The sequence below is a fragment of the Moorena sp. SIO4E2 genome (assembly GCF_010671945.1).
GTDB classification, from domain to species: domain Bacteria; phylum Cyanobacteriota; class Cyanobacteriia; order Cyanobacteriales; family Coleofasciculaceae; genus Moorena; species Moorena producens.
The window spans coordinates 9073-19566 of record NZ_JAAHIE010000091.1 but is presented as its reverse complement, the minus strand read 5'-3'; the positions used below and the strand labels follow the sequence as shown (position 1 = coordinate 19566).

Genomic DNA, 10494 nt, shown 5'->3' with positions numbered 1-10494 from the left:
TCATCACCCCTAAAGGTTTCTAGCTTGATGCTTAGGGCAATAATTTCCAAGAGATTAGTCAGATCCGTGGGGCAAATTTCCCGCATATGCTGGCGGATTGCCCAGGCTACCGCATTATCCCCTAACTCCTGCCTGCGCTCAGCTTCGGTTTGCAACACCTGGAGCAGTTCCTCTGTCCAAGTCTCTAATTGCTCTGACTCCGCCTCCGCCATCACCAGCAGCCAAGTGGTTTGGGCTTCGGTTTCTTGACCCTGCAATAGGAACAGTAATCCTAAATGCCAGTAGTAGGCGATGACATCAGGTTCAGCGTCAATAGCCTGTTCGTATAAGCTTGCGGCTTTACTGTAGTCCCCCTGGATTAGATATTGCTCCGCTTGTTCCTGCCAGTTAGTCATACTTTTGTGCTATTTAAATTAAACAGATAACCCCATTTTATAATACTATTGAAAACCTGATTAGGGTAATTGTCCACTGAAGTATTTCCATAAAAAAAAGTAGGTAGAACCGTCTACCCACTCTAAGTAAATATCTTATTTTAGGTGATTCAAACTGTTGTCAGCAAGGTTTTAAATTAAGTATCAATAAGCTTATAACTTCTTCCACTCGTCGCCACACTTGGGATTACCATCTCCATCAAGAGTGACATCTGCATCCTCAGCCTTTGGACCGTCAAGTCCCACAGCTTTTTTACCTTCACACAATACAGCCAAGGTGGTTGCCTCACTGGTTTCTGCGATCTCACCTAAGCCTACGGCACCTTGATATGCTTTAAGTGAAGATTGATCATCAAATTCAGGAGGATCATCCTCATTATTACGCTTCTTTATAGGGTCTGCATAGTTAGAGACCCTTGCTTTATCGGTAGTTTTATCCTCTATCCCGTACTTGTAGTTCTTAGTATCTGTAGCAACGCCAAGACCTAACTCACCAAAACCACTAGTTTCAGTTACAAACCCATCGTTTTCCAAGTAGTAGGCTTGCTGAGCTCTATTCATGGAACCGACATAGGTTTTAGCTTCTGACTGCTTGGCTTTATTAGCTTGGTTCAAGAAAGAAGGCAGAGCAATGGCGGATAGAATTCCAATAATGATGATTACAACGAGTAGTTCAATAAGGGTAAAACCTTCGTCTTGCTTTTTCTGGCTCAGGTGCTTAAGCAGTTTAACTTTTAGATCAGTTTTCATAAGTCTTTATACAGATGTGGGATGCTGATTTGTTGTAAGCAGTCAGTGGTCAGCGGTCAGTGGTCAGCTTTTTTTATTCAAAAGCTGTTCCCTTACCCAGGCCTACGGCCAATGGCTGAAAGCTGATAGCTGATAGCTGATAGCTGATAGCTGATAGCTGATAGCTGATAGCTGATAGCTGATAGCTGAAAGCTGATAGCTGAAAGCTGAAAGCTGAAAGCTGATAGCTGATAGCTGAATGCTTACCAATTGTTTTCTTCTAGACTTAACTTACCCACTTGTTTTGATTTTCATATCATCTAGGGGAAAAAAAATTTTGAGGTGTGGGGATCCCCCTCCCGTCCCCCTTAATAAGGGGGAAGCTAGAGATGTAGGTGTAGGGTGCGTTAGGGGCGGGCTTGCCATCATGTTCAACACCGAGCGCCAGTGTTGAGAGAGCCCGCCCCGTAACGCACCACCAATGGGAGTAGGGTGTGGGGTGTGGGGTGTGGGGTGTGGGGAATCGGGAATCGGGAATCGGGAATCGGGAATCGGGAGCACTGTCCACCAGCAAGGGATGAATCGGTCAGGTTTGAATTAGATGTAGGGTGTGTTAGGGGCGGGCTTGCCATCATGTTCAACCTCGTAGGCAGTGTTGAGATAGTCCGCCCCGTAACGCACCGGAAGGGTTGGGTGGAGAGAGCTGGATGGGATTGACCTTGGCCAAAAGGCCAAGGGTGGCCTTTGGCCACGCTGGGCGAACGCGAATGGTCACGCGGGGCGCGATCGCATATCTCAAATCAACCAGGTTACCATGAAGATGTAGGGTGGGCAGTGTGTCAGACAAATCAGATCACAAAGCCATATTGACACTCCCCACGGTTAGAAACCGGGGGATTCTCGGTTCAGCGAGCCAACTTGCTCATCCAGGCCGGAACCAAGAAGAGTAGAGGTCGATTCTCCCCGAGCGTTCTGAAAAGTTCCCGTGTGCCCCACGGTACTCAAGGCTCTCGTTAAGATGTTTTTAGCGGCGTTATGATCGCGATCTAACTGACACCCACACTTACAGACATGGGTTCGAGTTGACAATGACTTCTTGACCACTTCACCGCAACTAGAACAATTTTGGCTAGTATAAGCAGGATTCACTGCGACAGTTATTCTTCCAAACTTTTGTCCAAAATATTCTAGCCACTCCCTGAACTGATACCAACCTGCATCATTAATAGACTTGGCAAGACAATGGTTTTTGACCAGGTTCTTAACTCTTAAATCTTCGTAGGCGACCAGGTCGTTAGACCGGATTACGCAACGCGCCAGTCTCTTGACATGTTCTTCACGCTGCCTACTTATTTTAAGATGTGTTCTACCCAGCCTATTAATAGCCTTGTTTCGGTTAGCTGAGCCTTTCTTTTTCCGGGAGACTCTACGCTGATAAAACTTTAATCGCTTTTCGCCTTTGCGATAGAATCTAGGGTTAGGTTCTGAGTACCCATCAGAGTCGGTGTAAAACTCTTTTAGTCCAACATCCAATCCAACAGTAAAACCAGTAGCTTCTAGCTGTTCTGAATTGTCGAGTTTTACGCAGAATTGAATGTAGTAGCCATCAGCTCTTTGTACAATGCGAACCCGCTTGATCAGTTTCTGGTCGAAACGCCACAATTCCCAGGTTCCTTTGAGCTTGACTAGCCCTATGCCTTTTTTGTCTGTGAATTTAATGGATTTTTTATCTAGAGATAATTTCCATCCAGATTGCTTATACTCAACAGACCTAGAATGCTTCTTGAACTTAGGGTATCCCTTCTTGCCTGGGATTTTCTTTTTGCAATTATCAAAGAACCGTTTAATGGCACGTTCTACGTTCTCAACAGAGGCTTGACAAGCATGACTGTTGAGGTCTTTGACAAACTTAAACTCTTCCCTTAATTGAGTGTTGTAGCGATAGAGTTCTTTCTTCCCTGCCCCGCGATTATCTATCCAGTACCTAAGCACTTTATTCCGGACAAATCGAGCAGTTCTGATAGCTTCATTAATTGCTAACTTTTGAGGCTCTTTTAGGACAGCTTTAAACTCCATAACCAACACTATAACATCACCTCCTTGGGTTGTTTATTTACTTACTATTATAGTCGAAACATTAAAGAGAAAGTTCCCGGGCAGTTAGGGAATAAATTCCTGTTCGGGCTAACCCCATGGATAGAATCCAGGGGCTTGCGCCCTCAGGGTCTTCGGTCAAAGTACACACTGCCCACCACCAAAGGATTAATCGGTAAGGTTTGAATTAGGATTGCAAAATTAATGGGATTGACCTTTGGTCACGCTACGCGAATGGCCACGCTACGCGAATGGTCACGCTACGCGATCGCATATCTCAAAGAAACCAGGTTGATCAAAGATAGCGCTATAATTAAGCCGTCAACCTGGTAACCTTCAGTTGTGGGGATCCCCCTCCCGTCCCCCTTAATAAGGGGGAAGCTAGAGATGTTGACATCCTCCCCTCCCGCGCGCAACTTCGCTATGCTCCGTTGCTTTGAGGAAGGGGATTCCAGAACCTCGCGATGCTGGTTTTCTGCTTCGTTCCCCGCCAACTAGAGCATCGTGACCGATACTCCCTGTCGCTCTGAGTCCACAGACATTTTCTAGTACGCTATGCCCTAGCGCAGATATTCCACGATTTCTAAGAACCTGAGAAGCTGCTACATCTCTTGTAGTTCTGTATCCACACTCATTACAGTGGTGGGAACGAACATCTAGAGTTTTCTTCCCTGTATGTGCGCCACAGTTAGGACAAGTTTGACTTGTGCCATCCTTGTTAACTTTGGCAAAATACACATTTCTGAGAAAACACACCCACTCAAGGATATTTACAAACTGACCAAAGCCAGCATCAGCACTATGTTTCGAGAGGATTCCTCTTTGCCAACTAACAAAGTTGATATCCTCAACAAATATCATGCCAGCACCATCACAAAGATGATGAGCTAGTTTAAAGTGCCAATCCTTTCTGGTATCCGATATGCGTTGATGTAGCCTAGCTATTTTTTGGTTTAACTTGTGTCGATTATTTGAACCTTTTTGCTTATTCTTTAGCCTACGTTGCAGCAATTTAAGCTGGCTTTGTAAGGTTTTGAGAAACAATGGTCGCTTAATCTCTTCACCGTCACTGGTAGCCACAAACTTATCAAAGCCTAAATCCAGTCCTCTAGGATGACCATGAGGTATGGGATTAGGAACATCAACATTTAGCTGTAGTGACAGCATCACAAAGTAACCAGATGCTTTTGAGACTATCCTTGCTTGGCGTACTTCAAACCCATGGGGAATCGGTCTTGACTGTCGCCATTGAACCCATCCCAACTTAGGAAACTTGATTGCATCATTTCTAATCGGGTCTAAACCTAGTTGTGGAAAGACAAACGAACGCATCCGATACTTATTCTTAAAGCGTGGAAAACCGAAACCTCTAGCTTTCATGTCATCCCAAGCTCTATCTAATGTTCTTAGAGTTTGCTGTAAAACTTGAGAATGAACCATCTTTAACTGAGGATATTGTTTCTTAGCCTCCGTTAGTTGCTTGGCTTGTTTGTGGTAATTGGGAAATGGTTCGTCAGCAGAAATGATGTATTCAGAATGAATCGAACAAGCATTGATAGCCGACTTACGAGAGTTACACCAATCTTTACGCTGTCTAAGCGCAAAGTTCCAAACACAACGGCACACATCTAAAGTTTGTTCGATGATGGCGGTCTGTTCGGGGGTTGGTTGTAGCTTGTATTCGTAAGTCATTGTTAGCATGGATTCATTCTAGCTTACATGAGCTATGATGCTGTGTAAAGATGTAATGTATTTGCCAATTTTCGGGGCATCGAACCCCTCAATTGGCTTGAGGGAGTCCATGTATCCCCGCCCTAAAACATTGCTCGTCTGAACGACTCGCTCGTTTTTGAGGACGGGGTTTTATAGCTCCCTCAAGCTCCCTCATTTGATAAACAAGAGCGATGGTTCCCCTCTTGTTAAGGGGGCATCCCATCTCAACACCCTACAAGCTCTATGGTTCACTCCAACACCACCATCGACGAACAACTGCGCCCGTTTCCAGACCATACCCAACTGCCGGAATCTGATGGAACCTTTGTGAAAAATTTTCAGGAACATCCCCAAAGCATTCTTCTGACTGACTCCATCGAGCCAGTTTTGCAGGAGCTTCACCCTGACAATCGCTATGCCATCGGTCAAGATTGTGGGATTTACTGGCGAGAGACTAACCCCCCGGAAAAAGGTGCAGAAGCCCCGGATTGGTTTTATGTGCCTGACGTGCCCCCCCGACTTGATGGCCAGATTAGACGCTCTTATGTGTTGTGGCGGGAATATATAACACCTCTGATTGCCCTAGAGTTTGCATCGGGTACAGGTGCGGAAGAACGGGATCGGACACCGTTACAAGCCGTAGATGGTACTGTTCAAAAACCCGGGAAATTCTGGGTATACGAAAAAATTATTCGCATTCCCTACTACGGCATCTTTATGATCAATACCGGGGAGTTGGAAGTGTACCACTGGGAAGATGGCACCTACGAGCGCCTGAGTCCCAACGAGCGCAACCACTATCCCATTAATCGAATGAATGTAGAACTAGGGGTATGGCAAGGCACCTATCTCGGTCTAGCCGAACAACCTTGGTTGCGATGGTGGGATCGAGAGGGAAATCTACTACTAACTGGCAAGGAGCGGGCAGCCTACGCTGAGGCTCAAGCCCAGCAGGAGCAACAAAAGCGGCAACAGTTGGTAGCACAATTGAAGGCTCTGAGTCCCGAACAACTTCAGGCTTTAGGAATTGATGCGGCACTTTTGGAGTAGGGAATCGGGAATCGGGAGTCGGGAATCGGGAATCGGGAATCGGGAATCGGGAATCGGGAGAGGCGTAGGGTGTGTTAGGGGCGGGCTTGCCGTTATTTGTGGCCTCAACGCCCGGGTTGAGATAGTCCGCCCCGTAACGCACCACCTGGGGAGTGTGCAGAGAGCTGGATGGGATTGACCTTTGGTCACGCGGGGCGCGTTCGCATTTCTCAAAATTAATGCGATCGCACCGGTAACAAACCACCAAGATGATCTCAATGGGATCGCATATCTGGAAATTAATGCGATCGCACCGGTAACACACCACGAAGATGATCTCAATGGGATCGCATATCTGGAAATTAATGCGATCGCACCGGTAACACACCACGAAGATGATCTCAATGGGATCGCATATCTGGAAATTAATGCGATCGCACCGGTAACACACCACGAAGATGATCTCAATGGGATCGCATATCTGGAAATTAATGCGATCGCATCCGGATGCTGCTGGCGAAATATAAGTTAACATCCAAAACACTTATTCTGCCGTTGATTACGTTACAAAACTATAAAATGTTTTTCGACCATTACACTGAATATCAAGGCTTTCAGCGTGTTAATAAATGTTTCGCCAGCAGCATCGCATCCGTAACGCACCACCAAGATGATCTCAATGCGATCACAAACTTCAAAGAAACTGATGGCTGATCCTGGTGCGTTACGGGACCGGCTGTCTCAACCCTGGCCAATCGGCCAAAAATCCAGGAGAGCCGGTCCCTAACGCACCCTACGGCTACCAACTAACTGTGGAATGGGCATCTTGGTGGAATGGGCATCTTGGTGGAATGGGCATCTTGGTGGAATGGGCATCTTGGTGGAATGGGCATCTTGCCCGTTACAATAGACCTCTTGCAAAAGTATTTTTCTAATAGTGTTCTTGATGCAATAGCGAGTGGTGGAAACCACGGCAGTCGCTCATGGGGGGAACCCCCAAGACCGCGCTGCCTCCCCAAGACCACTTAGGTGCGCTTACAGTCGTCGAATTAAATTCGCCACGGGTCGCACCTCTGCATCGCTTTGCGTCAATTCTTGTCCACTGTTCCGGTGATCCGCTGTTCCCTGTTCCCGACAACTGCCGCGAAGTCTAATATATTTTCGCGCGGGCAGCCAATCGGCCAAAAATCCAGGAGAGCCGGTCCCTAACGCACCCTAAGGCTACTGCCTGCCCACCAGCAAGGGATTAATCAGTGAGGTTTGAATCAGGATGGCTACGGCCAAACGCGATCGCAAACCTGACATCAACCGGTAATGGTGGGCAAAATTTCGATGATCTAGATTTCTCCAAAGCACCCTGGTGTTTTTGCCCACCCTACAACATTAATGGGTACGCATATCTGACATCAACCGGTAATGGTGGGCAAAATTCTGTGATCATGAACTACTCCAAAGCACCCTGGTGTTTTTGCCCACCCTACAACATTAATGGGTACGCATATCTGACATCAACCGGTAATGGTGGGCAAAATTCTGTGATCATGAACTACTCCAGAGCACCCTGGTGTTTTTGCCCACCCTACAAGCTGCTGCTTCGCGATCGCACTGATGGCTGATCCTGGTGCGTTACGGGACCGGCTGTCTCAACCCTGGCCAATCGGCCAAAAATCCAGGAGAGCCGGTCCCTAACACACCCTACGGCTACTAACCTTTAACCTTCAACCTGCCAACCTGCCAACCTGCCAACCTTCAACCTACCAACCTACAAACCTTCAACCTGCCAACCTTCAACCTTCAACCAAGATATACCCATAATTCTCCAATCCCATCAATGCCTCTTTCACCGTATCAAACGCCTTCTGCTCAGCTATCGGCTCCAGGGTTACGGGATCCACTGGGCGCAATCTCTGCCATCGCTCTACTAAAGATGGCATCGACTGAGGGGAATCAAATAGAGGTAATAAACAAGAGGCAACGGCACTGTCTACCAGAGACTCCACTCCACTCACTGGTAGATACCTACTAATTTCAAAAGGCTGTAATTCAGTAATGGCTTTGAGAATATTTTGTTTCACGTCTGGTATATTCAGCTGAGGATGGAGATGTACCTTAGCCTTCTGCCAATCGGACAGTGTCCACTCGGAAATTGGAGTAAAGGATTGGCCTTGCTCGGGATGTCCACACCAGAAATCTATGAGCCGATGAACAGGATGTAATAGCTCAAACAAATGCAGTCGGTCTTCCACAGAAATATCTGGCAAGCTCATGGCCAAAAACACTGGCAAATTGTCTGGTTCTTTAAATAGACTCATTAAATCCCATTGTCGCCAATGGACCATACTGATGAATTCTAGATTAGCCTCTCTTAAGCCAGCGAATAAATCAGGAATGGTGTAGCCTTTATCCCCTTGGAAAAGATAGTTCATTAAAACTGTTTCTTTTCCGTCTTCCCTCTCATATTTAGGATCCCATGTTCTAGCTTTTAGTTCAACATTATTCTTTAACGCTTTCATGGTATTTAAAGCAATGTCAATCTCCATATCTTCGGGATTTTCATCAAATAATCCCATCACATGGAAGACTTCTTGTGCCCGAAAATACAGGTGACGTTGATGCTTACTGTGTAGATTGCTGCGAATTATTCCCTGAGGCTTCAAAACCGCTTTCATCGCTTTCAGGGCAACAGCTGGATCAGGAAATAAATACAGTAGCTCGTCGCAATTAATATAATCAAATTCCCAACCAGCGCTAGGTAAGTCATAAATAGAGAGCTGATGAAATTCTGCCTCATCAAACCCATAATGGCTTAATCGTTTACGGGCTAAATCCAGAGACTGCTCCGAAATATCAATCCCAATAATTTTGGCTCCGGGATTCGCTTCTGCTAAGGTTAATGAGCCGTATCCCGTGCCACAGCCAGCATCTAAAATTACTTTCTGGTCTGGATTAATGACTTGGTGATTTCTTAAATAATAGGGGGTAACTAAATTATGGAAATAAAGTAAGCTTAGCTGCTTTTTTGGGGAGCGGTCGATGGGAATTCTGGGATAGGGGCCAAAATCAAATTGTTGACGAATTTTTTCTTGTAATTCAGAGGCGTTTGTATCCATAATTAGGGAGTAGGGAGTAGGGAGTAGGGAGCTATCAGTTATCAGCTATCAGTTATCAGCTTTCAGCTTTTAGCTTTCAGTTATCAGCTATCAGTTATCAGCTTTCAGCTTTTAGCTTATGCGCTACGCGCACGCTACGCGAACAGCCATTGGCCACACTACTTTAGGTGCTTTTGAATAAAATAAGCTGACGGCTGATAGCTGACTGCTGACTGCTGACCGCTGACCGCTGACTGCTGACTGCTAACTGCTTACCTTATAACCTGAATACAACCTTTCACAATCTTGATGATAAGTTTACCAAAGATTTATAAAGAATGTCCAGATTGTTGGGTAGTATGACCTAGGTAAAATAATCAGGGATTTAGATGGCTGAATTATCATCATCATTAGCTGTCACCAAAGGGATGGCTAAAAAATTAGCTATGGCTACAGCATCAGCAGCATTGATGACTGTGGTAATGCCTAGTGTGGCCCAGGCAGTTACCCTAGTTAAAAATGTAGTTGTTAAGCCCCCCGTTGGTGAGGAGCCTACTGCCCAACTTTGTCTTCCTTTTTGTAAAACTGGGGATTCCATTACCACAGATCTCGGGCGTAGAGTGGTAATTGGAAATAACATCGACAAGACCTTAACCAGTATACTCTACACAATTCCTGGCGAAGAAGATGCAGCCTGGAGTAAGGAAAGTATTTCTGATATTTTCAGTGAACTTATCTTTTCTAAGGATATGAAAAAACTGTTGCTAACCTCAGGGAGTGTTGCTCCTGGTGAGGCAGTTCTTGCTTTTCGAGAAGCTGATCAAAATGTGACCTTTGACATTACAGTGTTTTATGACGGAGCCCCGGCTACCGTTCCTGAACCAACCACTGTATTCGGTATATTAGCTGTTGGTGCATTAACTGCTACCTCAGCTCTCAAGAAGAAGCTTTAGGTCTGGGCTAGGGGAGTAGGGAGTAGGGAGTAGGAACCCACCCCTAACCCCTCCCAGGAGGGGAACGGGAATCGGGAGTCGAGAATAGTTGAAGAAGCGATGCTCCTTTGGAGCCGCTGCGCGATGAAGCGTTCGCGTAGCGTGGCCAAAGGCCTCAGCTTCCGCTAAAAGCGATCGCATTTATCCTCCCCACTCTCCCCTCCTGTGAGATCATGTCGGAATCATTACCCTTAATCAAAATCTCCCCCATCTCCCCATCCTTACAAGGGTAGGTTTTTTACAAAGGAGCGAGTAGCTACTTTCATGATTGTAGAAACCCCGGAAAATATGTATTAAAATACACAATGATTTCCGTGAAAATTCTAACTATTTGTATCAAAATACACAATAGTTTCCGGGAGAATTCTGCCCATTTCCCGATTCCCGATTCCCGATTCCCGACTCCCGACTCCC

The 10494-nt window shown here is 46.0% G+C and carries 18 protein-coding genes; 7 read left to right on the top strand and 11 right to left on the bottom strand.

Annotated features, from left to right (window positions below):
• The 6 genes from F6K37_RS12775 to F6K37_RS12750 all read right to left on the bottom strand — a co-directional run.
• Nucleotides 1-395: tetratricopeptide repeat protein (locus F6K37_RS12775; protein WP_287250568.1), on the bottom strand; the 395-nt coding region annotated here is incomplete at its 3' end.
• Between the two features lie 192 nt (nucleotides 396-587).
• Nucleotides 588-1184, bottom strand: a complete 597-nt coding sequence (locus F6K37_RS12770) for a type IV pilin-like G/H family protein (RefSeq protein ID WP_287250566.1) — start codon at nucleotides 1182-1184, stop codon at nucleotides 588-590.
• A gap of 102 nt (nucleotides 1185-1286) precedes the next feature.
• On the bottom strand, nucleotides 1287-1433 hold the full coding sequence (locus F6K37_RS12765) for a hypothetical protein (protein WP_287250565.1): 147 nt from the start codon (nucleotides 1431-1433) through the stop codon (nucleotides 1287-1289).
• A gap of 161 nt (nucleotides 1434-1594) precedes the next feature.
• Nucleotides 1595-1798 carry a hypothetical protein gene (locus F6K37_RS12760; RefSeq protein ID WP_287250563.1) on the bottom strand — a complete coding sequence of 68 codons (204 nt, stop codon included), beginning with the start codon at nucleotides 1796-1798 and terminating at the stop codon, nucleotides 1595-1597.
• Nucleotides 1799-1800: 2 nt separating this feature from the next.
• A complete protein-coding gene (locus F6K37_RS12755; RefSeq protein ID WP_131827091.1) occupies nucleotides 1801-2010 on the bottom strand; it encodes a hypothetical protein in 210 nt (69 codons plus the stop codon).
• 35 nt (nucleotides 2011-2045) lie between these two features.
• The gene (locus tag F6K37_RS12750; RefSeq protein ID WP_287250560.1) at nucleotides 2046-3248 is read right to left on the bottom strand and encodes an RNA-guided endonuclease InsQ/TnpB family protein; all 1203 of its coding nucleotides are present in this window, start codon (nucleotides 3246-3248) and stop codon (nucleotides 2046-2048) included.
• A 213-nt stretch (nucleotides 3249-3461) separates the two neighbouring features.
• On the opposite strand from F6K37_RS12750, the gene F6K37_RS12745 reads away from it, so the two are divergent.
• Nucleotides 3462-3590, top strand: coding sequence for a hypothetical protein (locus tag F6K37_RS12745; protein ID WP_267872123.1), 129 nt, complete (start codon nucleotides 3462-3464; stop codon nucleotides 3588-3590).
• A gap of 48 nt (nucleotides 3591-3638) precedes the next feature.
• Here the strand turns inward: F6K37_RS12745 and F6K37_RS12740 are convergent, their stop codons facing one another.
• Nucleotides 3639-4958, bottom strand: coding sequence for an RNA-guided endonuclease InsQ/TnpB family protein (locus F6K37_RS12740; protein ID WP_131827092.1), 1320 nt, complete (start codon nucleotides 4956-4958; stop codon nucleotides 3639-3641).
• A 255-nt stretch (nucleotides 4959-5213) separates the two neighbouring features.
• Here F6K37_RS12740 and F6K37_RS12735 point away from each other — a divergent pair, with 255 nt between their 5' ends.
• Nucleotides 5214-6020, top strand: a complete 807-nt coding sequence (locus F6K37_RS12735) for a Uma2 family endonuclease (protein ID WP_287250557.1) — start codon at nucleotides 5214-5216, stop codon at nucleotides 6018-6020.
• On the opposite strand, the gene F6K37_RS12730 is transcribed toward F6K37_RS12735, so the two are convergent.
• Nucleotides 5991-6128 (bottom strand): hypothetical protein, encoded by a 138-nt coding sequence (locus tag F6K37_RS12730; RefSeq protein ID WP_287250555.1) that lies wholly within the window; start codon nucleotides 6126-6128, stop codon nucleotides 5991-5993. The two genes, F6K37_RS12735 and F6K37_RS12730, sit on opposite strands and share 30 nt — an antisense overlap.
• Nucleotides 6129-6201: 73 nt before the next feature.
• Between F6K37_RS12730 and F6K37_RS12725 the strand changes: the two genes are divergently transcribed.
• Genes F6K37_RS12725 through F6K37_RS12715 form a run of 3 tightly spaced genes read left to right on the top strand, consistent with a single transcriptional unit; the run spans nucleotide 6202 to nucleotide 6934 of the window.
• On the top strand, nucleotides 6202-6531 hold the full coding sequence (locus F6K37_RS12725) for a hypothetical protein (RefSeq protein ID WP_271968355.1): 330 nt from the start codon (nucleotides 6202-6204) through the stop codon (nucleotides 6529-6531).
• A 23-nt stretch (nucleotides 6532-6554) separates the two neighbouring features.
• Nucleotides 6555-6713, top strand: a complete 159-nt coding sequence (locus tag F6K37_RS12720) for a hypothetical protein (protein WP_165691847.1) — start codon at nucleotides 6555-6557, stop codon at nucleotides 6711-6713.
• Nucleotides 6714-6718: 5 nt separating this feature from the next.
• Nucleotides 6719-6934 (top strand): hypothetical protein, encoded by a 216-nt coding sequence (locus F6K37_RS12715; protein ID WP_008190891.1) that lies wholly within the window; start codon nucleotides 6719-6721, stop codon nucleotides 6932-6934.
• A gap of 100 nt (nucleotides 6935-7034) precedes the next feature.
• On the opposite strand, the gene F6K37_RS12710 is transcribed toward F6K37_RS12715, so the two are convergent.
• Nucleotides 7035-7184: a hypothetical protein gene (locus F6K37_RS12710; RefSeq protein WP_287250552.1), complete on the bottom strand. Its 150-nt coding sequence runs from the start codon at nucleotides 7182-7184 to the stop codon at nucleotides 7035-7037.
• A 68-nt stretch (nucleotides 7185-7252) separates the two neighbouring features.
• On the opposite strand from F6K37_RS12710, the gene F6K37_RS12705 reads away from it, so the two are divergent.
• Nucleotides 7253-7615, top strand: a complete 363-nt coding sequence (locus F6K37_RS12705) for a hypothetical protein (protein WP_287250548.1) — start codon at nucleotides 7253-7255, stop codon at nucleotides 7613-7615.
• 171 nt (nucleotides 7616-7786) lie between these two features.
• Here the strand turns inward: F6K37_RS12705 and F6K37_RS12700 are convergent, their stop codons facing one another.
• Nucleotides 7787-9109, bottom strand: coding sequence for a class I SAM-dependent methyltransferase (locus tag F6K37_RS12700; RefSeq protein WP_008190894.1), 1323 nt, complete (start codon nucleotides 9107-9109; stop codon nucleotides 7787-7789).
• 368 nt (nucleotides 9110-9477) lie between these two features.
• Between F6K37_RS12700 and F6K37_RS12695 the strand changes: the two genes are divergently transcribed.
• Complete coding sequence (locus F6K37_RS12695; RefSeq protein ID WP_008190896.1) at nucleotides 9478-10041, top strand: PEP-CTERM sorting domain-containing protein; 564 nt, start codon at nucleotides 9478-9480, stop codon at nucleotides 10039-10041.
• On the opposite strand, the gene F6K37_RS12690 is transcribed toward F6K37_RS12695, so the two are convergent.
• Nucleotides 10038-10190: a hypothetical protein gene (locus F6K37_RS12690; protein ID WP_154659981.1), complete on the bottom strand. Its 153-nt coding sequence runs from the start codon at nucleotides 10188-10190 to the stop codon at nucleotides 10038-10040. The genes F6K37_RS12695 and F6K37_RS12690 overlap by 4 nt on opposite strands.
• Between the last annotated feature and the right edge of the window lie 304 nt (nucleotides 10191-10494).